At 61.2% G+C, this 23,719-nt stretch carries 20 protein-coding genes and 1 pseudogene; 15 read left to right on the forward strand and 6 right to left on the reverse strand.

The features are described from left to right. From AAHM38_RS19655 to AAHM38_RS19665, 4 genes and pseudogenes are all read left to right on the forward strand, one after another. Positions 1–263 (forward strand): hypothetical protein (locus AAHM38_RS19655; RefSeq protein ID WP_342234313.1); only part of this gene is annotated, 263 nt, incomplete at its 5' end. A 29-nt stretch (positions 264–292) separates the two neighbouring features. After that, positions 293–616, forward strand: a pseudogene (locus tag AAHM38_RS25720) (hypothetical protein); the annotation flags it as partial. 222 nt (positions 617–838) lie between these two features. Then, positions 839–2,116, forward strand: coding sequence for a helix-turn-helix domain-containing protein (locus AAHM38_RS19660; protein ID WP_257019895.1), 1,278 nt, complete (start codon positions 839–841; stop codon positions 2,114–2,116). Positions 2,117–2,225: 109 nt separating this feature from the next. Then, the gene (locus AAHM38_RS19665) at positions 2,226–3,101 is read left to right on the forward strand and encodes a hypothetical protein (RefSeq protein ID WP_125472878.1); all 876 of its coding nucleotides are present in this window, start codon (positions 2,226–2,228) and stop codon (positions 3,099–3,101) included. Between the two features lie 435 nt (positions 3,102–3,536). Here AAHM38_RS19665 and AAHM38_RS19670 read toward each other — a convergent pair whose 3' ends face one another. After that, the gene (locus tag AAHM38_RS19670; protein WP_125472880.1) at positions 3,537–7,376 is read right to left on the reverse strand and encodes a helicase; all 3,840 of its coding nucleotides are present in this window, start codon (positions 7,374–7,376) and stop codon (positions 3,537–3,539) included. Further along, a complete protein-coding gene (locus AAHM38_RS19675) occupies positions 7,369–10,491 on the reverse strand; it encodes a hypothetical protein (RefSeq protein WP_125472882.1) in 3,123 nt (1,040 codons plus the stop codon). Before AAHM38_RS19675 ends, AAHM38_RS19670 begins: the two co-directional genes overlap by 8 nt. Positions 10,492–10,663: 172 nt before the next feature. On the opposite strand from AAHM38_RS19675, the gene AAHM38_RS19680 reads away from it, so the two are divergent. The 9 genes from AAHM38_RS19680 (at position 10,664) to AAHM38_RS19720 (ending at position 17,319) form a co-directional block, all read left to right on the forward strand. Next, the gene (locus AAHM38_RS19680; RefSeq protein WP_116576891.1) at positions 10,664–11,005 is read left to right on the forward strand and encodes a helix-turn-helix domain-containing protein; all 342 of its coding nucleotides are present in this window, start codon (positions 10,664–10,666) and stop codon (positions 11,003–11,005) included. A 175-nt stretch (positions 11,006–11,180) separates the two neighbouring features. Next, on the forward strand, positions 11,181–11,522 hold the full coding sequence (locus AAHM38_RS19685; RefSeq protein WP_116576892.1) for a hypothetical protein: 342 nt from the start codon (positions 11,181–11,183) through the stop codon (positions 11,520–11,522). Between the two features lie 138 nt (positions 11,523–11,660). Beyond that, entirely contained in the window at positions 11,661–12,011 is a 351-nt protein-coding gene (locus AAHM38_RS19690; RefSeq protein ID WP_165835809.1) for a DUF596 domain-containing protein, read from the forward strand. 390 nt (positions 12,012–12,401) lie between these two features. Continuing rightward, entirely contained in the window at positions 12,402–13,166 is a 765-nt protein-coding gene (locus tag AAHM38_RS19695; RefSeq protein ID WP_116576894.1) for a FadR/GntR family transcriptional regulator, read from the forward strand. 27 nt (positions 13,167–13,193) lie between these two features. After that, entirely contained in the window at positions 13,194–14,021 is an 828-nt protein-coding gene (locus AAHM38_RS19700; RefSeq protein WP_179817635.1) for a transporter substrate-binding domain-containing protein, read from the forward strand. Between the two features lie 158 nt (positions 14,022–14,179). After that, positions 14,180–14,914: an amino acid ABC transporter permease gene (locus AAHM38_RS19705; RefSeq protein ID WP_116576895.1), complete on the forward strand. Its 735-nt coding sequence runs from the start codon at positions 14,180–14,182 to the stop codon at positions 14,912–14,914. After that, positions 14,911–15,564 (forward strand): amino acid ABC transporter permease, encoded by a 654-nt coding sequence (locus AAHM38_RS19710; protein ID WP_116576896.1) that lies wholly within the window; start codon positions 14,911–14,913, stop codon positions 15,562–15,564. The genes AAHM38_RS19705 and AAHM38_RS19710 overlap by 4 nt, the downstream gene beginning before the upstream one ends. After that, a complete protein-coding gene (locus AAHM38_RS19715) occupies positions 15,551–16,288 on the forward strand; it encodes an amino acid ABC transporter ATP-binding protein (RefSeq protein ID WP_116576897.1) in 738 nt (245 codons plus the stop codon). The genes AAHM38_RS19710 and AAHM38_RS19715 overlap by 14 nt, the downstream gene beginning before the upstream one ends. Before the next feature lie 83 nt (positions 16,289–16,371). Continuing rightward, positions 16,372–17,319, forward strand: coding sequence for a bestrophin family protein (locus AAHM38_RS19720; protein ID WP_116576898.1), 948 nt, complete (start codon positions 16,372–16,374; stop codon positions 17,317–17,319). A 22-nt stretch (positions 17,320–17,341) separates the two neighbouring features. On the opposite strand, the gene AAHM38_RS19725 is transcribed toward AAHM38_RS19720, so the two are convergent. Beyond that, the gene (locus AAHM38_RS19725) at positions 17,342–18,013 is read right to left on the reverse strand and encodes an AraC family transcriptional regulator (protein WP_116576899.1); all 672 of its coding nucleotides are present in this window, start codon (positions 18,011–18,013) and stop codon (positions 17,342–17,344) included. A 102-nt stretch (positions 18,014–18,115) separates the two neighbouring features. Then, entirely contained in the window at positions 18,116–18,814 is a 699-nt protein-coding gene (locus AAHM38_RS19730) for a Crp/Fnr family transcriptional regulator (RefSeq protein WP_116576900.1), read from the reverse strand. Positions 18,815–19,007: 193 nt separating this feature from the next. On the opposite strand from AAHM38_RS19730, the gene AAHM38_RS19735 reads away from it, so the two are divergent. Beyond that, positions 19,008–20,642 carry an acyl-CoA synthetase gene (locus AAHM38_RS19735; protein WP_116576901.1) on the forward strand — a complete coding sequence of 545 codons (1,635 nt, stop codon included), beginning with the start codon at positions 19,008–19,010 and terminating at the stop codon, positions 20,640–20,642. A 108-nt stretch (positions 20,643–20,750) separates the two neighbouring features. On the opposite strand, the gene AAHM38_RS19740 is transcribed toward AAHM38_RS19735, so the two are convergent. After that, the gene (locus AAHM38_RS19740; RefSeq protein ID WP_116576902.1) at positions 20,751–22,316 is read right to left on the reverse strand and encodes a lactonase family protein; all 1,566 of its coding nucleotides are present in this window, start codon (positions 22,314–22,316) and stop codon (positions 20,751–20,753) included. Between the two features lie 215 nt (positions 22,317–22,531). On the opposite strand from AAHM38_RS19740, the gene AAHM38_RS19745 reads away from it, so the two are divergent. Next, a complete protein-coding gene (locus AAHM38_RS19745; protein WP_116576929.1) occupies positions 22,532–23,077 on the forward strand; it encodes a GNAT family N-acetyltransferase in 546 nt (181 codons plus the stop codon). 85 nt (positions 23,078–23,162) lie between these two features. Here the strand turns inward: AAHM38_RS19745 and AAHM38_RS19750 are convergent, their stop codons facing one another. Beyond that, a complete protein-coding gene (locus AAHM38_RS19750) occupies positions 23,163–23,633 on the reverse strand; it encodes a carboxymuconolactone decarboxylase family protein (RefSeq protein WP_012760860.1) in 471 nt (156 codons plus the stop codon). Positions 23,634–23,719 lie beyond the last annotated feature (86 nt).

Raw genomic sequence — 23,719 nt, forward strand, 5'->3', positions numbered from 1 at the left:
ATCTCGCGCGTGGGCCGGGAGCGCTTAGCCGTTGCCTCAGCCATTCAGTGTATCGCTTGGATGTGGTTACTGTTCTGTTCGAGAATGCGGCGTACGTTCTTTCGAACTGGCGAGGTGATTTCGCATCGGCCTTTCGTATCGCTAACGCCGCCGTCTACGCGTCACGGGCTACATCGGATGACAAGTTCAGGCTGTTCCAGGCTAAGGCGGAGCAGTATTTACCTCCGCTGGTGTATCGGTGGCTGACGCTTCAGCGTTCATAGAGAGCAGACGTTTTGAAGCGAGGCTGAGCATGCTGGATCTTGCTGTAGTTCCAACACCTTTTGAAGATGAAGACTTGCTCGGCTTTCTCGCTAGGTGCGCAAGCTCCAACGCGCTTACCGTGGCGGAGCTTGTAAATGCGTTCCGATCAGCCTCCCAGACCGATATGCGTTCTTGGGTTCGCGAAGCGGGACATCCATTGATTTGGTGCAACCAATTCGACGAACTACTGCATCCGAGCACCCGCCCAGCACGGGCATGGAGCTACCGCAATCGTAAGTTTTGTCCCCATTGCATGATTGAGGCCGAATTCTGGCGAGCGAGTTGGTGTTTGGCGCTGGTGACCTGTTGCCCCCGGCATCGCATATGGCTTCAAGAGCATTGCGGCCGCTGCGGCGCCATGCTTAGCATCGAGGCACTGCGATGCTTCCGGTGTGACGTCTGCGGTAAATCGGTTGTGGGCGCTGACTCAGCCGTCCAGGGCGCAAGTCGGGAAGCGCTGTGGATCGCGCAGCAACTCGCCCTTCGGGTCGCTCGGTCAGGTGAGTGTAGCGATCACATTACCGGTGACTTGACGTTGTCCGAGTTCCACGAACTCGCTTTGAGAGTCGGCGTTCGCGGAACCATTGTCAACACCAACAAGCCCCTCAAATTGAAGGACGCCGGCGCGCTGACTGTTGCAATACCTATTGCACAGGGTGCCGGCAAGGCGCTGATGAGTTGGCCGTATGGGTTCGAGGGCATGCTCGATGCAATACGCGAGCAGCGACGCAAGGGTTACAGCTGGAAGATTCGCGAAGCCATGGGGCCGATCTACAAGGACATCTATCACTATCTCAAGGATCCACGCTTTGATTTCGTACGGACGGCTTTCGAGTCATACATCATCGACCATTGGGAAGCACCGCTGGCATGTCGGAATAGAAATATCGGGCTACAACTCGTTCGAAACCACACTTGGGCGCCCGTTCGCGAAGCGGCCAAGAGAAGTGGGGTAGCGCCAGCGCTGCTCAGGCGCATGGCAAAGGGGCGAGAAATACCCATGCGTGAGCAAACGCACAAAAGCGGTAGATGTTCTCGAATCGTGAATCTTGCGACGCTGCGCAACTATGTCGGTCGAGTGCAACAGGCGATGACCGTCGAGCAAACTGCGGCATGCCTCGGAATCAGTCGCAAGCGCATTCGGCAACTTCTTGAGGCTGGTTTGCTGGCTGTGCTCGGCGGCCCTCCCAGGGCGGGGCAACGATGGTGGATTGATCCGATATCCTTGGACCGATGTGCGCATTCTGGACGGCAAATGGCAACTGCGCCGAAAACCTCTGTCTCAGTGGCGCAGCTTGCGAAATGCAGCATCGCAAGTGCTGAGAGCTTCGTGTCGCTGATTGGTGCGATCCAGACAGGGGAGTTGTCCGTTTGGGTGCCGCCAGGTTCCAAGCAAGAAATGGGGAAATGGCGTCTCAGTAAGGACGACCTCGCGAAATGGCGACCAGTTGCGGAAACAGTTGGGGCCTCGAGGCTTTCAGTCAGCGATGTAGCTGTGCAGCTGGGGGTGAAGTCGGAGGTCGCCTACGCACTCGTACGAGCGGGGCTCTTGCCAGCCACCACTGATCGCGCTGGTCGGCGTGTAGCTCAATGGGTGGATGTTCCCGCGATGCATGAATTCCGTGAGCGATATATTCTGGGTACCGAGTTAGCAACCCTGGCAGGAACGAGCCCAAAGCAGGTGACCCAACGGTTGATGGCACGTGGTATTCAGCCTATCGCTGGTCCTCGCTCCGCGCGAACGTTCTGCCGGCAATATGTTTGGCAGCGGATGGCCGGCGTTCTCAACGCCGCAGCGATATCCCAGACCTAGGGCGAGGCGTCGGACGCAGACGTCGCGATGCGCCGGCGCCTCTCTGCGGATTTAACCGACCGACACACGTCTTTTCCGCAATTTTCTTGGGTGTATAGCATCAGCGAATATGGCCTCAATCCCTGTGATGCGCAGAGCAACGTTCGAGCGCGAAGATTTTGACGAGATGTGCCTGTTCACTGGCGCGCCGGTCAAGCGGACTAAGCAAGGAGAGCACGTCATCCCCCGCTGGTTGATCGACGACTACGAACTCAACTGCCGACGCATTGAAATGGGATGGCCGGGTAGCCTGGCAGACATCAAGCAGTTCCGTACACGAGCCGATCCCACTGCTAACGGCGTGTTTGGCGACCTGGAGAATCGCGTCAAGCTGGGGGAGACGTCGCTTGATCACGTGCATCTCTGGCAAAAAAAAATCTCCGTGGGTATGACGCTCTGCCACTGGCGCATGGCACGGAACAAGCACCATCCCCTGGCGCCAGGAGACTTTGATACGCGTCACCTGGTCTTCGCGCTCGAGGATTTCCGCAGCGACTTTAGGAAATTTTCCAACAGGCAGCCCGTACCTCGCAATGGATCGACACTGGTATTGCCAACTAGTGTCCCCGGCGGGTGGCTGGCGCACATGTTTGGGTCGGTGACCTCCTCGGGTGAGGTGCATGACACGCTGATGCCGTTCGGCATGATAGCCGTCACGCACCAGAATAAGCTCCTCGTTTCCGTGTTCTACGACCCGGAGCGCGAGTTCGAAAGCTCCCGCCTAGTGAAGGAGTGGAAAGAACTCAAGCTCGACGAGTGTTCGAGCGCCCCTAGGGTAGCAGCCGCCCTGGCTGTCACCTATTCAGAGTTTCTTTTCAAGGCGAGAGCCGAGGCCCTAGGCACAGAGGGGGAAGGGTTCGATGCCGTGCTCAAGGGCATCGGATACCAGCTTGGAGTGGACATTGACCCGACCACGAACAAGTACCAACCGCGCCGTACAGCCTAGGCAGCTTCGCCATGTAAGCGCTGTTGTAAATGCAGGGCACAAATGCGGCCTCAGCCGGCTGCTTACGCTCACGCTCAACATCCAGCCGTCGGTGAATTGCGATTGCTTTATGGTAGAGAGTCTGCTGTCACCGTCTTTACTTCTTAGCGCGCTGATTTACGGGGGGTATGCGCAGAATAAAGTCCGATGCTTCACTAAGCTTATGCTCGAGTTCAACTTTGTTCGAGCATCCTAGCTTCGGCGCGGTGACGTCATCCAATGCGCGTGCGGCGCTGTCGCCTACCTCGTCCAGAGCTACCCGGAGCTTAGGCGAGCCTCGATCCTATTGGCGATGCGCTCGTGTTCCGAGTCTACGTCGGAGGAGGGGAATCGGTTGGGCCTTCGCGGATGGGAGCGCTTTAGGCCTCGCACCGGCTGCATGTCGCACTGTGCAGTTCAATCGGCGAGCAGCAACGTGTTCAGCAGGTTCAGTTCGTTTGAGGCCATGAAGTATCGGTCGTCGAAAACCGTATCAAGCTTCAGGGGGTTCACGTTACCCACGGATGCTGCCCAAGGAAAGCTAGCGTAGCGAGGGATGGGCGGCATTACGGCGCTGGTTGCTGTGAGACCCAGGGCCAAGCCATTAAGCCAGAGATCGGGGTCAAGCACCTCAAAGGGCTGACCCTCCTGCGCTCGTTCGGTTGCCATGAACTGAACATAGCCCGCCGGGACCGATACCCATGTATTTGGCGACTTCAGATGCTTGAGCGTATTGAATTCGTTGGCTGCATCCTTCTTCTCTCGTTGCAATAGGCGTAGCAGATTGGCCGCAGGTTGCCGGAGGTTGGCTGGAAACTCGCGGTCCTCGTCGATAGAAATCAGCTGTGCAATAACGCGGCGAGCCACCTGCGTTACCTCGGTGGTGTGCCCCTCGAAGCTGAAAACTTCCAGCTTGTCGAAATCGCCCCAGCTCTCCAAGAATGCGGGCCCCGACACGTAGATATGGTCCGGCAATGTAAGCCCCTCGGGCGCGTACACAAGCAGAGGTCTAATACCGGATGCCACACTCTCATGCAGATCACTTGCATCTTGATGGCGAACCATCGTGCGTTGATCCTTATCCTTGCGTGCCGATGCTTGCAGCTTGGTATGTGAGAACAACTCTATGATGTTTGCTTGGGCGTTTTTGACCAGCCGAATTCTCTCCTCGTCTGCTAGACGACGGTAAATTACTTCCGCCTCTCTCACAAACTGTGTCACGTTCTGCGACATCAGGCTGATCAACTCCTCAAGACCAACGGCGCCTACCGGAACAAGGGCCAGCGCCTGGCGTAGGCCCGCATCACCCGTAATGCGAGTGAGCACGGTCGCGCGGAGCATGATCAAGAGAGTCATGAGGTCAATTGACTGCCGCAGCCACTGCTTGGGATCGCGCTCCTCATCCGAGAGGAGGAAGTCATCGACCACCATAACCAGCCGGCGCTCAATCGTGTCGCCGGAGACCATCTCACCGCTAGCGTTCTGGTAGTAGCCGCGCCCTCGATAGATCAGCTGCGCTATCTCCATTAACGCTGCTTCGACGTTGAAGCGGGGAACTGCTGCGATGATCCAGTCCGTTTTCGGGAACGATACCCCGCGAGCCCCAGAAGAAGTCATCAGAAAGACTTTCACGGAGTCTCGCACCTTCGGCTCGATGAGTTTCTTACGCAGCGAACCGGGCACAGATGCGTCAAGGACCTGCACGGATTTCTTGCTGAGACCGGGTTCCGTTGCAAGTACGTTGCGCAGTTCACCTAGAAAATTCTTGTCTTGGGCAAAGTAGATAACCTGCTCTGCGCCACTTTGTAGCGCAGTAAGCACCTCATCTCTCGCCCCTGACAGCACAGCGTCGCCTGATACGCGTCGAATTGCCTGGCGGGCCGTCTCAAGTTCCCCAGTTGGTTTGGGTTCCGGTCTGATTTGCGTCAGGTTAATCTTGTATTCGACGTTGAGCTTGCTTGCGGGAAAGCTATTCGTCATCACGTGGAACACGCGCTTTCGGCCACTGCCAATGCGAATATCCGACACATGTACAGCGAATGAGCGCCTTCCGATCGACTTGGATACCAGCACTTTGTCCGGTGTCCGTGGGCCCGCGTTCAAGTAGCGGTCCAACACAATATGATTGCCCAGCGATGCGTCTGAAGCGATCAGCGTGACCGTGAATGGGCTGGGCTCATCCTCAAAGCAGGTCACGAACTCATTGCTGAGCCAGTTTGCGACGGCGTGCACGAATGGCCCTCCGGCGCCGTCACCTGCAAGCTCGTCGACCATCACAACAATGTTTGAGATCCGCTGAGCAAACTCCTTGCGCTCCCGAATACCTGCGGGGTCGGCAGCTGACTTCTTGAAGAGTTTGGACAGCGCGTCCATCGTCGTTTTGCCGCCGCTTTTTTCCCGAAAGCCTTGTAGCGCGGCAGTCATCACGACGCGATTGACTTCGGGGTTCAGGTTCAGCAGTTCTTGTGTCGTCATGGCCATGCCAGCCAGCACCCCAACAAGGGAACGCTCTTCCACGATATCTTCGTTCTCAGATATCGTGGTTTTGGCAATCCGTGAGCCTGCGTGGGCGGCCTCGATTTCTTGTTCTTGCTCTGGACTAATCACCAACACCGAGCCATCTGGCTTACGCAAGTTCGGAACGCCGTCCGCAACCACCGCGCCGTCGATGTGCCGTCGCGTTGCACGCCCTGCTTTGACTTCACTTAGATGCCATCGCGGTGCAGAGGCAATTAGCTGGGCATTTGTCGTGACGGTCAGGATGCCCGTCTGCTCGCCATCTTTGCGGGCCAGACTTTCGGTTACGTCTCGGTTGATGATGACCCGGGGACTCACATACAGGAAGAGATATCCGTCCGTCTTCTTCTCCAGATAGCGACGGACAGCTGTGGTCTTGCCGATCCCGGGATTTCCTTCTAACGCAATGACATTGACTCTCCCCGGGGCTGAGCACTGCATTCCGGCAACAACTGCTGCTGCATGCATGTCGCGCAGAGAGACCTTTCCTGTTGCGGTGATGCGCTCGCTGATGAGCTTGCCAATAGCGGCCGACGCAGGTTGGCCAAAGTAGCCTGTCAGTTCATCGGTGTCGTCCACCATAGCATGCGCCGCCGCAAGATCGAACTCATCCGCAGGATTTGCGAATGATGGGATCTCCTCTTCAAAGTGAAAGTTGTAGTCTTCCCCGGGGGCTGGCATTTTGCGGAGTGATTTCAAACCGCGCTTGAGGTCCGTAGGAAGGCGACGCAAGATGTTTGTGAATACGCTTTCGATCTGCGTAGTTAGCCCCTCCTCGTCGCCGTCGGGGAGCTTGCGCGTGTCACGGTAGGCGGCTCCCATTTGCTCCATCAACCGTCGACGCGGATCCTCCAACGTGTCGGCAGTGAAGCGAGCAGCCAGGCTTTCCAAGCCATTCGGGGTGATGGCTAAGGCTCGGACGTTACACGGTTTCGTCATCACGCCGTCTCGTCTCAACCATGTGGCGGAACTCTCTGCATAGGAGCAAGCCTGACAGAGCTTGTAGAACGGTTTGTTCCCACTGGTAAGGGCGCCAAGGTGGTTCCGAATGTCTTCGGAAAGGTTGAATGCCTCGCGATCGACTTCTGCGTTGATACGAGCAAACACACTACGGTTGTCGATCAGACGCCGGTGACGCAGCAACTCATCGAGGTGGGCCTCTTGGTCGCGATAGTCTGCAATTTCTCGCGGCATGTCGAATGAGTATTCCTGTACTAGGAGGTAGTCCTCCTTGTGATCACCAGAAAGCCACAGGATGAAATCCGCATTCGCCGCTTGGCCTTTGGCTGACAAACTGACATCGACGATGCCTTGCATCCCGAATTCCTTGTGGAACGCATTTCGGTCGCTTTCCAGCCGTAGATCCAACTCCTTGGACTCGCCAGGCAGCATCAGAGGGCACCACAACGCGCGAAGCCTTAGCTTGCCGGCGCTCAGTGGTTTGCCGATAGCGCGCAGATACTCTCGTGTGGCCGTATAGCCGACGCCGAAGGCGGTCAGCGCCATGTGTTCAATTGCGGCCTTGATTTGATCGCGGACTGTTTCATCGAGAATGCCAAGCTTTTGACTAAGGGTCTTGGACACCTCCAAGAGGCGCTGGTCACGCCACTCTGCAAGCGTCGGATGCTCGGGGGTAAGTAGTTTCCACTCGACCAAGCATGCGAGTACGCCGCGTTTGACAAGCACCTCATAGGCTTGACCCCAAAGCTCAGCCTGCTTCTGGAATGGCAATTCACTCATTCTCCAGTGCCTCCTTGTGAAGCACCTTGGTTACATGGGCGAGGAGAGCCGGCATCGAGAGAAGGACAGTACGGCCGCCCCGGCGCGAGATCACCTCTATCTCGCCGGCAGCAGCGGTCGTTGTGGGCGTTGCCCAGTCAAAAGGGTCTAGGACTGGCAGAAGACGATTTCGATCTGAGGGCTTTTCACTTTCCATGAAGTGGATTGCGCGCAGTACGCTGACTAGCGACTCTCGAGTTGGCGCTGCTGCCCCCGTGCCGAGGATGTTGGCTCGAGTGGCTTCCCTCAAGTTGAAGTCGCTGACTCGATGGTCGACGTCAAAGAAGTACGTGCAGAAGCCCGATTGCGGACGCCCTTCGTCACCAACGGCATGCAGTGTGGCAAAGGTGTAGATGGGTACGAGGCTACGTAGGACGTCTAACGCATCGTCGAGATACATCTGCTGGTGGGCGTCATACCGCAGCACCTCGAAACCGCTCTCGACTGACTGACGCTTGCGCAGCCGGGTAGCCGGAAAGACATCCCGGCGCAGGGGATACAGATGCACATCAGGAAATCGCGTTGCCGCGTCATCGAGAAACTGGAGGGTTCCATGTGGCGCGTGGCGCTCTGCAGCTCGGCCGATATGGCGGTTACCAAAATGATGCGAGAGCATCATGATGTGCGTGTAGCCTGCTGCTCGCAGACGACCAATTTCCTCAAGAATGAGGTGCGGGACGCGGAAGTCTCCACGACTCTCTACTATTCGAGAGAGCATGCGATCGACACGAATCTCTGTCGCATCCTCCGTGCTATCCGCGGTATAAGCCCTGCTAACAAAGAGGTAACCGTCTGACTCCGGAAAGGCAGGATGAATATCGCATGGTCGCGTGACGTAGGTGAGCACCGCGACCTTCGACAAGCTACCTTCTCTTTGAAACCGAATCGGCTGCCCACCCAGGAGTGCCGCTAGCGCTCCACGATTCCTCCAGCGAAGCGTATCCCCCACATCATTGCGAGTGGTCAGGCCTTGAAGTTTAACGGGCAACTCACGTGTTAGAGCTTTCTCAATGGCCTGACTTACGGCGTAGATAGCCGTGTTCCCATCGCGAGCGTCAGCCTCTCGATCTGTAAGCTTTCCGTCTGGCTGCAAACGCACTAGAGTCATGGTGAGCCTTGGTGCGAGGGCTTTCACGCGTCGCACTAGTTCCCACAGTGTTATGTATGTGAGGAGGCTGAGTGCCGTCACCATGGTGGTCCGGTACTGCTCCGACCGCGCCTTCTCATCATCCTTAACGCGTCTAAGGGCGAGAAGCCGTAGGTCGTATTCCACTTCCACGCCACGACCGGCATCCAATGCATCCGACTTTGGCGCAACGGGATGCCAGGACGACTCCGACTTCAGCCATGCGTAGGGAACCAAACGGACGGGCAATACCGGCGTCTCGAGGTTTTTGCTCATGGCGATCTCGAGCGATTCGCCGGCGAGAGCAAGGGATCGCTCTTGAAGTTGCGTATCGACCGAGATGGAGGCAACACTGCCAGGCCAGGACTTGTCGCTGACGCGAATGTGGCTAAACCATGCAATGGCATCGGAGCCTGTGTCAGGTTTGACGAAAACATCCTCGTTAGACGAGGCCATCCCTCTGACCACGTTCCAGTCCACGACTTCCTTGTGAACAGATACCATGAGCCTCTCGGTTGACCGTTTGGCTGCGGTCACCAGCGAGGTGGACTTGGACTTCAGAATGTGGATAAGCTCGCGTGCTAGGTCATCTACGACGTGCTGACGAGCTGCCAGGGTGTCATGTAGCCGTTGCAGTGTGCCAACGGGATCCGCTTTTGCGGCTTGGGCAATTGCCACCGCTTCTTCGTAGACGCTACCCGCTGAGTCAGTCGAGATAGATGCGGGAATGACCAGCGACAGGAAGACCAGTTCGGCTAGTGGTCGCCGTATGTTGCTATCAGCATTTGGTGTTTCCAGTAGTCGTCCACAAATGCGGTCCAACCTAGCGGCAAACGCTGATTTGCCAGTCATTGGGGTGGCGCCGTTCACCCGAAAGCGATAGGACACTTCCCGCAGCATTGGCTGATTCTGGGCTGGGTCAACGCGTCGCTCAAACAGTTGAGCTGACGCTTCACTCCATACGGGCAAGCAGCCGTAGAACAGAGCTTTACGCAACTGTTCGGCAAGTTCTGTATTGTTGGCTACACCGTAGACCGCCCCGACATCGAGAGTCAGCGACTCCCCGTCATGGCCGGCAAAGGCTTCGAAGCATTCGCGAACACGCCGAACATAGCTTTTGAAGCCATCCTTCACACTTTGCGCCGCGACGGCTTCCATGAGCCGCATGCACACTTGCATCCGCACGCGCGCCATCGCTTCGTCTTCCAGGAACTCGAGAAAACGACGAACCTGACTGCCTGCACGAGTGTTCTGGGTTCGGATGCACGAGATGATTTCCTCGATGTCATCAGGATCTTCGTCATCGAGCTGCAACTTGCGCGCAATGCCTGACAAAATGAGTTCCAGCCAGTCACGACCATCTATGGTCTCGATGGCGGAGAGGACTCGGCCAATGTCTTGAGTCCGCTCAGCCGTGGAGCGTCCTGGGTCAGCAAATTGGACTGGCACCATGGATGCCTTCAGCGGCGGCTCCTGCAGCGTCACGTCAACCGTCGCTGCCATTGCCTTCAATGCGGCATCCAGCGAGTTTGCGCTAAGGCTCGCGAGATCAAAGGTAGTCAGCGCGTTATCAAGGTCGGCTGCAATAGAAGCGCGCAGGCTATTGATGGCTTTTGCTGTTGCGGCCTCAGAGCCGTGCACAATACGCCCCCCCATTTTGGCGGTGGTGCCAAATGGTGGAATGTCGACGTCGCGTAGAAAACCGCTGCCCTCGGTTGGTGAAAATGTCCGTTCAAAATCGTGGTGTCGGAGCAGCCGTTCGAGCACGCCTCGAGTGTTCAAACGTAGCTTGGCATCTTCCGTGGATATGAATGGTAGGTCCCCGGGGGGAGCAACGTTAGTTACATTAATAGATTGGGAGAGCAATTCCGCCAACCGTGCAAGGTTAACGGATGGGGCTTGGTCGCGCGCAGAAACGCGCGAACCACCCCGCAGGCGGGATGTTGTCATGGGTCAGCTCCTTTCATGGCAGGAAGAGCCACTTCACCCCGCAAACGGACCAAGTTCAGTGGGGTGGGTTTCGAATTTGAGTGCCCTAGTCTAGACATACTTTTTCCGCTGGCGCGAGTACCATCTAGTTATCCACAAAAATAGTGCCAAAAATGGCCTATAAGGGGGTGGCATGGCGGCCGAAGAAGAGCTTGAGAAACTCAAGTCCTGGACTTGCCCGGAGGTTTGTCACTATCTTGCGATGAAGGTGCGTAAGCATCGCCAGGCAGCCAAAATCTCGCAGGCGGAGTTTGCACAGCAGGCTGGTATTCCACTCAGGACCTATAAGAGGTTCGAGGCCCACGGCCGAGCAAACCTGGAAACGTTCATCGAGGTTCTGCGAGCGATGGAGCGTACCCACTACTTATTCATGCTATTTCCGTCCGGCCAACGTGCAACGCCAGTACCCTCTATCGAGGAAAAACTGAAAACTTTGGCTGATCGGGCTCATTTGTCCGATACGGTAAAAAATTAATGAAGCTGATGCGTCGTCCACCAAGATGCCTCGAGTTCGCGTCCTTGGCGGCTCGTGAACGACAAACACAGCTGAGGTGGTTTCGCCGAAAGACAGCTTTTGGTGAAGAGCCGACGCTAGCTTCGTCGAGCTGATTGGCAGGCAATTGGCCATAGCCTAGCAGGCGTCCAACGCAATGCACTACAAAGAGCCTGTGAAAATCGAAAAGTCTCAAGCAAATTTGCTTTTCTTCTCTGAAAACCCAGAGGATGTAGCGAGTGCGTGCTTGAGCACTGTCTTCTTCGAGGATGACTGGGAATGGGTGCTGAAGCGACTCAGTGGAATAGCCTTCAATCCGAGAGAGGTGTCATCGCTGCGGTTGCTCGCGGTGACGTGCATGGGACACCTCGTGCGTGAAAATAAAACGGTTGATGTAGACGTTGTCGAGAATCTTCTGCGACTTCTTTCATCGGATCCCGTCGTGGCAGGTGTTACATCGGATGCACTGGACGATTTAGTGATCTTCCGGCGCCGGTGACGCCGTCTCGGTTGAGAAAGAGGGATGTAGTTTAGGTGCGCGCCAAGAATTGAAATCGGTTTTGGAGCGCGATATCGCAGGGCGAGATCGTAGAGGCTCGAGGCGTATTGATACCAACTCGCAATGGGTTTGCGAAACATGCTTACAGAAGATCAGTACAACTTCATTGCAGGTGGCTGCGAGGGCATGGAGCTTGACGCCATCTGGGATTACTTCTCGGTGCCGTTCGGCTCAAAGTTTATGCCGCACCAACTGGACTCTTTCGAGAGCCGAAGAGAGGGGTTTCTTTGGGTTGTTGGGCGGCTCTTGAACGAAGGGCAGATCGTTCTCGTCGATCAGCGTACGCGCTCACCGCTGCCCCGCGATTCGGGATCTCAGGTTGCACTTCTCCGGCGCTCTTTTCCGAAGGAAGATGCCGCGATGGACGGAGGCTTGTGGCTTCTCTCGACGAGCTGCCCCGGAGGTGCTGCGTGGAAAGCAAAACGATGAACGCTGTCGCCTCGGTGCGCGTCAAGATAAGAGCGGTGTTGGCGAAAGCTCTCGAAAATCGTCCTGGCTTCTCGCCCTGATCAAGCCGGCCGGGCGCACCAAACCTGAGCTGCATGCAAGGCGCCGCCGGTGCCATGGACTCTGGGCCGCGCTGCAGCGCCCTGGGCACTGGCGCGCTGGGCGGTACGTCCCAAACCGGTGCACCCCGCACCAACTCCAAGCGCCCAATCCCCCGCACCCCCAGCCCACGGCTCACCCAAGGGCACAGCCCAGGCAACCAACCCCCCGCAATACCGCGCAACATGCAGCTCTATGCTGCATGGCACAAAACTCGCATAAGCCGTGGGCGACCGGTCAGACCACGACCGTGTCTTTCTTCAATCCCGGCCCATGCACAGCATTCCATCCTCCGTCGCGCAAGCACTCCAGCAACGCATCCTGAGTGGCGAGTACCTCAGTGGCAGCCGCCTGCCGCCGCAGCGTGAGCTGGCGGAAACGCTGGGCGTGAGCCGCGCGTCGTTGCGCGAGGCGCTGACGGTGCTCGAAACGCTGGGCCTGGTGGACATCCTCCCCAGCCGTGGCGTGGTGGTGCGCGGCCAGAAGTTTGGCGCAGAAGGGGCGAACGCCGAGCGCATGCACCGGCCGTTTGCCACGCCGGCGCTGGGCACGCTGTCGCCACGTCAGTTGATTGAGCTGCGTCTGGTGCTGGAGCCCGGCTGGACGGCGCTGGCCGCCGCACGCATGCATGCCGCTGGCCTGCGCCATCTGCAATGGCTGCAGCAGCAGTTGGCCCATGCGCTGGAGCGCAATGATTTGCTGAGCGCGGCAGAGGCGGATCTGCATTTTCACCTGCTGCTCGCGCAGTTGTCCGGCAACCCGGGGTTGATGGCGATGGCCGGCCAGTTGGAACACGCCATCGGCCACAGCCTGCGCCTGCCCTTTGCCCGCAACGGCGCAGACGACCACCCCGCGCACGAGCACAACGCCATCGTGCAGGCCATTGCCGCGGGCGATGTCGCCGCCAGCGCGGAGGCCATGCGCGCGCATCTGCTGTCGGCCGCGCGCCGCAGCGGCATCGACTTGACTGCGCCGCCCGCCACGCCCGAACCCATGCAGCACGAACCGGCTTCCTTTCGCCTCGCCTCGATTTCCTGATCCTGAATTTCCTGAAGGAGTTTTTGAATGACCCGCATCACTGCCCGCCACGCTGCGCGCCATACATCGCGTCGCTTCTTCTTCCACGCCGTCATGGCGGCCAGCGCTGTTGCGGCCTTGTTGCCTGGTCGCCCAGCCCATGCCGATGCGCTGGCCAACATCCAGAAAGCCGGCGTGATCCGCGTGGCCATCCCGAACGACTTCCCGCCGTTCGGCTCGCTGGGGCCAGACCTCAAGCTGCAGGGCTATGACATCGACATGGCCAACCTCGTCGCCAAGGAACTCGGCGTCAAGGCCGAGCTGGTGCCCGTCACCAGCACCAACCGCATTCCGTTCCTGACCACGGGCAAGGTGGATGTCGTCATCTCCAGCCTCGGTAAGAACGCCGAGCGCGCCAAGGTGATCGACTTCACGCAGGCGTATGCGCCGTTTCCCAAGAGCGTGTACGGCCCGAAGGATGTGTCGATCAAGGCGCCGGCAGATCTGGCCGGCAAGACGATCGGCGTCACGCGCGGCTCGACTGAAGATCTGGCGCTCTCGGCCGTGGCGCCGGCGTCGGCCACCATCAAGCGCTATGAAGACAACAACGCCACCGCGCAGAGCTACCTGATCGGCCAGGTGCAGTTGGTGACGGTGGGCAACATCGTCGCCAACGCGGTGAACGAGCGCACGAAGCTGCGCCAGCTCGACCTGAAGTTCCCCGTGGAAGACACGCCTTGCTACGTGGGTGTGGCCAAGGGCGAGCCGGCGCTGCTGGACAAAGTGAACACCGTCATCACCAAGCTGAAGACGGATGGCCGCCTGAACGATCTGTCGCAGCGCTGGATCAAGATGCCGCTGCCCGCCAAGCTGTAAGAACCTGCTCACGATCCTACTGCGCGACCCGATCTTGACACTGCGATGCTCGCCGTACCCACGTACGGCTGCGCTTCTCGCGCCAACCTCGGGCCGCTCGCTACGGATCGTGAACAGGTTCTACGCACGTTCGCAACGCAAGTCCGCCGGACCTCTTCATGGCTTATCAATTCGACTTTGGTGCTGTCTTCAGTTACAGCGGCCAGCTCGCGCAGGGCGCGGCATTCACGCTCGCGCTCACGGCGGCGGGCGCGGTGCTCGGTGGCGCCATCGGCATTGCCGGGGGTGTGTGCCGCGCCTGGCGCATCGCCCCGTTCAATGCGTTGTTCAAGGTGTATGTGGAGGGCATCCGCAACACGCCGTTCCTCGTGCAGTTGATGTTCGTGTTCTTCGGCTTGCCCTCGCTGGGCGTGCAGATCAACGAATGGCAGGCGGCGTTGCTCACGGCGGTGGTCAACCTGGGCGCGTACATCACAGAGATCGTGCGTGCCGGCATTCAAGAAACACCGCGCGGCCAGCTGGAAGCCGCCAACGCGCTGGCAATGAGCCGCTGGGCCATCTTCCGGCACGTGGTGCTGCGGCCCGCGCTGCAGAAAGTGTGGCCGGCGCTCAGCAGCCAGATCGTGATTGTGATGCTGGGCACGTCGGTCGTCTCGCAGATTGCCGCGCAGGATCTGACCTTTGCCGCCAACTTCATCCAGTCGCGCAACTTCCGCGCGTTTGAAACCTACCTGGTGGTGACGGCGCTGTACTTTGCGCTGGCGCTGTTGCTGCGTCAGTTGCTCGCCTGGATCGGGCAGCGCTTTGTCGTGGGGCGCCGCGCGCCTGCGGTGTCCGCTGCACCGCTTGCTGCCACCGCCAACGCAGCCGCCTCCATTGGAGACGCCGCATGATTGCCGACATCCCTCTGTTGCCCATTCTCCTCAAGCTGGGGGAGGGGCTGCTTGCCACGCTCATGCTGTCGCTCATGGCCTTTGCGCTGGGCGGCACGACCGGCCTGGTGGTGCTGTTTGCCCGCGTGGGGCGCAACGCCACGCTGCGGCGCGTGAGCAAGGCGTACATCCAGCTCTTTCAGAACACGCCGCTGCTCATGCAGATGTTCATCGTGTTCTTTGGTGCGTCCATGGCGGGGTTTGAGATGTCGCCGTGGACGGCCGCCGCCATCGGCCTGACGCTGTACACCAGCGCCTATCTGGCCGAGGTGTGGCGCGGCTGTGTCGAGGCGATTCCGCGCGGGCAGTGGGAAGCATCTTCCAGCCTGGCGATGGGCTACTTCCAGCAGATGCGGCACGTGGTGCTGCCGCAGGCGGTGCGCCTGTCGATTGCGCCCACGGTCGGGTTCTCCGTGCAGATCGTCAAGGGCACGGCGGTGGCGTCCATCATCGGGTTTGAAGATCTGTCCAAGCTGGGTTCGGTGCTGGCCAATGCCACCTTCCAGCCATTCCTTATCTACGGGCTGGTGGCCATTGGGTATTTCGCGCTGTGCTGGCCGCTGTCTCTTTACGCCTCTCATCTGGAAAAGAAGCTCCATGCCGCTCGTTGATCTTTGCGCCGTACACAAGCATTACGGCAACAACCACGTTCTCAAGGGCGTCGACCTGCGCGTGGAGGCCGGCCAGGTGGTCGCCATCATTGGGCGCAGCGGCTCGGGCAAGAGCACGCTGCTGCGGTCCATCAACGGGCTGGAAGCGATTGACGACGGCCAGATCGTCGTGGACAACGCGGTGCTCCAGGGCTCGCAGGCCACGCCCGCGCGGTTGCGCGCGCTGCGTTTGAACGTGGGCATGGTGTTCCAGCAGTTCAACTTGTTTCCGCACCTTACAGCCGGCCAGAACGTGGCGCTGTCGCCCGTGGTGGTCAAGGGCATGAAGAAGGCCGATGCTAACGACCTCGCGCGCCAGATGCTCGTCAAGGTTGGCCTGGCCGATAAGTTCGATGCGTACCCGGATCAGCTCAGCGGCGGCCAGCAGCAGCGCGTGGCCATTGCCCGCGCGCTCGCCATGCAGCCGAAGGTGCTGCTGTGCGACGAGATCACCTCCGCGCTCGATCCGGAACTGGTGAACGAGGTGCTGGCCGTGGTGAAGCGGCTCGCCGCCGAAGGCATGACGCTGATCATGGTCACGCACGAGATGCGCTTCGCGCGTGACGTGGGCGATCAGCTCGTCTTCATGCACCAGGGGCTGATCCATGAAAGCGGGCCGGCCAAAGAGGTGTTTGCCAGCCCGAAGACGGCGGAGCTGGCGGCGTTCATTGGCGCGGTGCAGTGAGGCGCAGGGCATAGGCAGGCATCCGGGCGGCCTCGCCTCTGCCATAATTCGCGCACTCCCCTGCAACGCATTCGCGTCTTCCCATGGTTGCCCGCCCCCATCTGCACTGGTTCCGCATGCTGCTCGCATGGCGCGGATCGGTGCTCCCGCAGCTTCTGCCGCGCCTGTTCCTGATCTTTTTCGTGTCGTTGGTGGCCATCGCGGTGCATGAGCACCTGCTGCCCGTCTCCGTCAACCTGAGCACGACGCCGTTCTCGCTCGTCGGCATTGCGCTGGCGGTGTTCCTGGGCTTTCGCAACAACGCCAGCTACGACCGCTACTGGGAAGCCCGCAAGCTCTGGGGCCAGTTGCTCAACACGGCGCGTTCGCTCACGCGCCAGGCGCTGACGTTGCCGCGCGGTGATGGCCTGCATGACACCAGCGGTCCCGCAGCCGATGCCGACGTCCGCGAGTTCGCACAGGTGCTGGGCGCGCTGCCGCACGCGCTGCGCCACCAGTTGCGCCACACCGATGCACGGGCAGACCTTGCCGCCCGGCTGCCCGCAGCGTTGCTCGAACGCGTGATGGCCGCGCGCTACCGTCCCATCGCCATCGTGCAGTGGCTGGGTGAATGGGTGCAGCGTCGCGCGCAAGCCGGCACCGTTGATGGGTATGCCGCCCTGGCGTTCGACCGCAACCTCAACGAGTTGTCGAACAGCATCGGCGGGTGCGAGCGCATTGCGGGCACGCCGCTGCCGTTTGCTTACTCGGTCATGATCCACCGCACGGTGTACTTCTTCTGCGCGGCACTGCCGTTTGGGCTGGTGGAAAGCATCGGTAGTTTCACGCCCGTGTTTGCGGTGTTCGTGGCGTACACCTTCATGGCGCACGAGGCCATCGCCTCGCAGCTCGAAGACCCGTTCGGCACGGAAGACAACGACCTCGCGCTCAACGCGCTGTCCAACACGATTGAAGATGCGGTGCTCGACATCCTTGGCGAGCCGAGCCCGCCGCCGCGTGCGGGCGTGCGGCGTGGGGTGATCTTCGATTGATGCCGCGGTTGCGGCGCAGCGCTTAAAGGGCCATCGCCAGCGGCTGCGCCCACCGCTCCAGCGGGGCGGTGCTGCCGTGCACCGAACCGCTGACCGAATCTGCGCTGCCCGCCAGCAGGGCAGCCAGCTCCACCCCGAACAGGCTTGCGCACGTTTCATTCAGCGTGCGCGCGTTGCGGAGGCCGGCCCGCCGGGCCAGCGCGTGCAGCGCTTCGGCTTCGGGCTCGTCATTGCCGCACGTGTGCGCCAGCCGGTACAGCGCCCAGGCGGCGCGTTGCTCGCGCACCAGCGCATGCAGTGCTTCCCCTTCCGCAAACAGACGCGCACGCACCTGGCGCGGGCAGGCCTGCCAGCAATGGCTCAGCATCGCGGCGTTCCACGCCTGCACGGGGTGTTCGAACACCAGCGTGGCGAATGCGCGCGCCCAGGGCTTGTCATGCTGGATGGCGGCCATGCGCGGGCAGCCGGCGTCGGGCACGGCGTTGAACGTGATGGCGCACGGCTGCCACAGGGTGCCCGGAATCTCGCAACCGAAATGCGCGAAGGCGGGCACCACGAACGGATTGCCCGGGCGCACTTCGCGCCGGCCGTTGGCATCGCGCAGGCATACGGTGCCCTGCTCGGACTGCACGCGCACCGCAAACGGAAAGCGTAGGCGCGAGAGACGGACGTGGGCGCGGCTGATGAGTGGCATGGCTGACCGATAAGGCGGCGGATGAAGCGCGACTGTTGCAGGATTCTATGTCTGTGCGCAACAGGGGCAATGTCGCCCGGGTGACAGAGTCGGGCGCGGCGCTTACAGCTCCGACAGGCCGAAGAGCCGCAGCCGCTCGAGGTCGGTCACGCGAATGGTCTGGTATGACAGCGCGATCATTCCGCCTTCGGCCAGCCGTTGCAGCGCGCGGTTCACGCGCTGGCGCGACAGCCCCGTCAGCAGCCCGATCTCTTCTTGCGACAGCTCCAGCACGGTGCTCGTGCGCGGGTACAGGGCAGGGTGGAACAGCTGCGCAATCGCTTGCGCCACGCGCGCATCGGCGCTCAGCAGGCGATCGTTCTGCACGGTGGCAATGAACTGACCCATGCGTTCGTTGAGCTGGCGCACCACAAAGCTGGCAAACGGCAAGCTCTGCGCGAGCAGCGTATTGAACACGGGTTCGGGCACCAGCAGCACGTGCGAGGCGCGAATGGCGATCACGTCGTAGCGGCGGTCTTCGCGCTTGATGACGCTGCCCTCGCCGCACCAGCCGCCCGCAGGTACGCCGGAGAACGTGCAGCCGCGCCCGTCGGAGGTGTACACGGCCAGCTTGATGAGGCCGGTGTCCACACCGATCCAGTAGCGGGACGGCTCGCCGCGCCGGGCAATGAAGGCGCCGGGCTCGAAGGCCTGCAGCAGGGTTTCTCGCGCGGCCAGGGCCTGGTGTTCAGGCGCCAGCGCGGTGTACCACGCATGGCCTTGCAGTTGCGTGGCGGGCGTCGGAGCACGGGGTGTCGTCATGGCAGGCGTGGGCACACGGTCAAGGGTGGCGGGGGCGCGTGGGGCTCTGCCTTCGCTTTGTAAGAAACCCGTCAGCCTTTGGGTGGCGCGGGTTTCCGGGCGGTTTGTCACTCAGGTGACAGAGTGCGGGAGCCGGCCGATGATAGCGTTGCCCAACAAAAAGCAACAGCGCCCGACGCACGGAGACACAGCAATGCCCACGGATTTTGATAGCGGTCTGGCCCGCAACGCGGCCAACTTCGTCCCGCTCACGCCCATCGAGTTTCTTGCCCGCGCGGCGGATGTGTATGGCGACCGCCTGGCCATCGTGCACGGGCCGGTGCGCCAGAACTGGCGCGACACCTATGAGCGCGCGCGGCGCCTGGCCAGTGCGCTGTCGCTGGCGGGCGTCGGCCGTGGCGACACGGTGGCGGCGCTCCTGCCGAACACGCCTGCCATGGTGGAGGCGCACTTCGGGGTGCCGATGGCGGGCGGCGTGCTCAACGCGCTGAACATCCGTCTGGATGCCGCCAACCTGGTCTTCATGCTGCGCCATGGCGAAGCCCGCCTGCTGCTGGCCGACACCGAGTTTGCCGAGCTGGCCCGCCAGATGGCGCTGGAGATTCCCGGCCTGAAAGTGATTGCCGTGAACGATGCCCTGGGCCCGCAGGCCGAGCCGTTTGGCGACACCGATTACGAATCCTTCCTGGCCTCGGGCGATCCGCACTACGACTGGCAGATGCCGGCAGATGAGTGGGATGCGATTGCGCTGAACTACACCTCGGGCACCACGGGCGACCCGAAGGGCGTGGTCTATCACCATCGCGGCGCGGCCATCAACGCGGTGTCGAACATCCTGGAGTGGGATCTGCCCAAGCATCCCGTCTATCTCTGGACGCTGCCGATGTTCCACTGCAACGGCTGGTGCTTCCCATGGACGATCGCGGCGCGTGCGGGCGTGAATGTCTGCCTGCGCAAGTTCGAGCCGAAGCTGGTGTTCGACCTCATGCGCGACGAAGGCGTGACGCACTACTGCGCCGCGCCCATCGTGCATACCGCGCTGGTGAACGCGCCGCCGTCGTGGCGCGAGGGCCTGCGCGGGCCGGTGCGCGGCATGGTGGCGGGTGCACCGCCCCCGGCCGCCGTGCTGGCACAGATGGAAGCCATGGGCTTTGAGCTGACGCACGTCTACGGCTTGACCGAGGTGTACGGCCCTGCAGCCGTCTGCGCCGAGCAGGACGAATGGCGTACGCTGCCCGAGCACGACCGGGCGACGATGAAGGCGCGCCAGGGCGTGCGGTACCACCTGCAATCGCAAGTGGCGGTGCTCAACCCCGAGACCATGCAGCCTGTGCCGGCCGATGGCGAGACCATTGGCGAAATCATGTTCCGCGGCAACATCTGCATGAAGGGCTATCTCAAGAACGAGAAGGCCACGCGCGAGGCCTTTGCCGGCGGCTGGTTCCACACCGGCGACCTGGGCGTCTGCATGCCCGACGGCTACATCAAGATCAAGGACCGCAGCAAGGACATCATCATCTCGGGCGGCGAGAACATCTCAAGCGTGGAAGTGGAGGACGCGCTGTATCGGCACCCGGCCGTGCTGGCTGCCGCCGTGGTTGCCCAGCCGGATGCCAAGTGGGGCGAAACGCCCTGCGCCTTCGTTGAACTCAAGGACGGCGCCACCGCCACCGCAGAAGACCTGATCGCACATTGCAAGACGTTGCTGGCCGGCTTCAAGGTGCCCAAGGCAGTGTTCTTCGGGCCGCTGCCCAAGACGTCGACGGGCAAGATCCAGAAATACGAGCTGCGCCGCAAGGTGAGGTCGACTTCGGCGATTGATGTGTGAGGCTGGCCGGGGCTGCCGCGTGGGACCCCCGCAATAAAACAGAGCCCCTCGCCATCGCGAGGGGCTTTGCATTCCTGCAGACCGATTCAGCTCAGCTCAACTACAACCTCACGGCACCGCCACAATCGCCATCCCGCGCGGGATGTTGCCGGTGGCGGCCGACCCGCTTGCCACGGCGGTCAGCTTGCCGGTGGTGCTGTCGATGCTGTATGCGCTGACGCTGTTGTCCACGGCGCTGACCACATAGGCGAAGGTGCCGGCGGGGTTGACGAGCACGGTCACGGGCGCGTTGCCGGTGGGTGTGGTGGCGACCGCTGTCAGGGCGCCGTTGGACGGGTTGATGCTGAAGACGCTGACCGTGTTGGCCAGCACGTTGGTCACGTACATGAAGCCACCCGACGGTGCGATGGCGATGTAGTACGGGTTGGTGCCTGCCGCCACCGGTGTGCCCGATGCGGTGAGCGCCCCGGTGTTGCTGATGCTGTAGACGCTGATGGTGTTGTCTGCGGCGTTGGTCACATAGGCGTAGGTGCCCGCCGAGTTGACCGCGATGAACTGCGGCGTGTTGCCCGTGTTGACCGTGGTGCCCACCTGCGTGAGTGCGCCCGTTGTGTTGTTGACGGCAAACGCCATGGCCGTGCCCGGCGTGGCGCCGCTGTTGGCGTTGACCACGTAGGCGAAGGTGCCTGCGCTGTTGATGGCGACTGTGTACGGGTAGGCCCCGGCGGTGATGGGCGCGAGCGCGGTCAGTGCACCGGTGCCCGCGTTGACGGAGAACGCCGACAGCGTGTTGTCTCCATAGTTGGTCGTGTATGCGAACTTGCCGTTGGGCGTGCGCGCAATGCTGTAGGGCTGTATGCCCGTGGGCGTGGCCGAGCCGACTACCGTGAGCAGTCCGGTATCGGCATTGATGGAGAGCGTGGTGACGGTGTTGGCGTTGGCGTTGGCCACGTAGACGAACTTGCCCGCAGGGTCGATGGTCAGCGACAGCGGGCCCGCGCCCACCGTGACCGCCGTACCGATGGCCGTGGGCAGCCCGGTGGTCGCATTCAGTGTGAAGGCGGAGATGGTGCCGTCATTGGAGTTGACCGCATAGCCGAACAGGGGCTTGGGCGTGCAGGCCACCGCAATGGTGGTCACGTTGCTGGTGCCCACGGTGCCGCTGCCGTTGGTGACGGTGCAGGTCTCTCCCACCGGACGTGTGCCGACCGTCGCTGCATAGGGTTTGCCCTGCGCGAGCTTGGTGGGGAAGTTGAAGCTGCCGTTGGCGTTGACGACAACCGCATCGCCGCCGTTGTCCAGCAGCGTGACGGACTTGCCGCTGGTCAGCCCGCTGACGGTGCCGCCCACGGAATAGGTCGCCGGCGCTGGCGCAGGTGTGGGCGCCGGCGTTGGTGTGGGCGCAGGGGATGGCGATGGCGTCGGTTTGGGCGCCGGTGCGGGCGCGGGTGACGGGGTGGGGGCTGGCGTGTTGTTGTTCGTCGGCGGGGTGGTGGTGCCGGCATCGTCGCCGCCACCGCAGGCAGTCAGCCCCAGCGACAGCGCGGCGGCCATCACCAGCGCGGCGCCGTGCATGCCGCGTGCGTGCCGCGGGGCGTCGGGCGGAATCGGTGCCGGTGTGGGTTGTGTGTGCGCGCTGCTGCCTTGCGCTTTGGCGATTAAAAGCTCGGCCATGGCTCCCCCCCGTTCCGGTTGTCGCGGTTTGTAGATTTGTTGACTCGCGTTTCCCGAAGCATAGGTACCTGGGCACATGCCGACATAGGCCAATTGACGGACAAAGCCCTCGGCTTCATGGACGGAGGCGGCACTGTAGGTCGTGCGGGTGTGATTGGCGCGATACTGGCCGCTTACGTTTGCTTTTCGCCTACACGTCGATCGCCTTGCCAGCCATGTCCAACGCCAACCCAAATTCGAACAACACAGTCTTGATCCGTCAGTTGTCTTCTGCCGATGCAAACGATGTGGCTGACTACCGCGCCATTCGTCTTGCTGCGCTCAAGGATTCGCCCGACGCATTCGGATCAACCTATGAGGCCGAAGCCGGGCTCTCTACGGAAGCGTTTGCCGAACGCTTGGCGACCACCATCGTGCTGGGCGCCTATGCCGGAACGGGCAGCGACGTGCGCATCATCGGCATGATCGGCTTCAAGCAGCAAACGATAGCGAAGCTCGCGCACAAGGGTTTTCTGTGGGGCTTTTACGTGGCGCCGGCCGCGCGCGGGCGCGGCGTGGGTGTGGCGCTGGTGGATCGCATCGTGGCGGCGGCAACGGGCCTGGTGCAGCAGCTCACCTTGTCGGTGGTACGCGGCAACGATGCAGCGCTGGCACTGTACGAGCGTTGCGGGTTTGAGACCTACGGCGTGGAGCCGCGCGCGCTCAAATCGACCACGGGCTATGCAGACGAAGTGCTGATGGTGCGCTTCCTGCACGGCTGAACTTGTTGAGCCTGTAGGTGCAGCGCCTACGCGTGGGCGCAAGCGCTGCTGTACAGCGATCGTCCTACCGACGGCGCAGTGCTTGTCAAGCTGCTGCAGCATACGGCGCGTTCAGCGGCACCGGGTTGCGCAGGCTCACGTTCAGCAGGTTCCAGCTGTTGATGGTGACGATCACAAAGCTCAGTTCGGCGATCTCTTCATCGCTGAAGTGCGTGCGCAGGCGGGCGAATTCTTCGTCGCTGGCATCGCTGTGCGGCGTGTTGGTGACCAGCTCGGCCCAGCGCAGGGCAGCGCGCTCGCGCTCGGTAAAGAACGGCGCTTCGCGCCAGCCGGCCACGGCGTTCAGGTGGCGGGGGTCTTCGCCCATCTTCATCAGGTCGCTCCAGTGCATGTCGATGCAGAAGGCGCACCCGTTGATTTGCGACACACGCAGCAGTACGAGGTCGACTAGCCTGGCGCCCAGCAAGTCGCGGCGCAGGCCGTTGGACAGGTTCAGCAGGTTGTTGAACGCCTTCGGTGCGAGTTGGAAGTAGGCAATGCGGGGGGCTTGCGACATACGCGGCTCCTGAGGGTTTGAATGGATGAAGGAGCCGAGGCAGGCAGCGGGCAGCGGGTGCTCGCCTTGCGTCGCTCCATACCCTG

Source organism: Ralstonia sp. OTU4908 (assembly GCF_038440115.1).
Lineage (GTDB): Bacteria > Pseudomonadota > Gammaproteobacteria > Burkholderiales > Burkholderiaceae > Ralstonia > Ralstonia pickettii.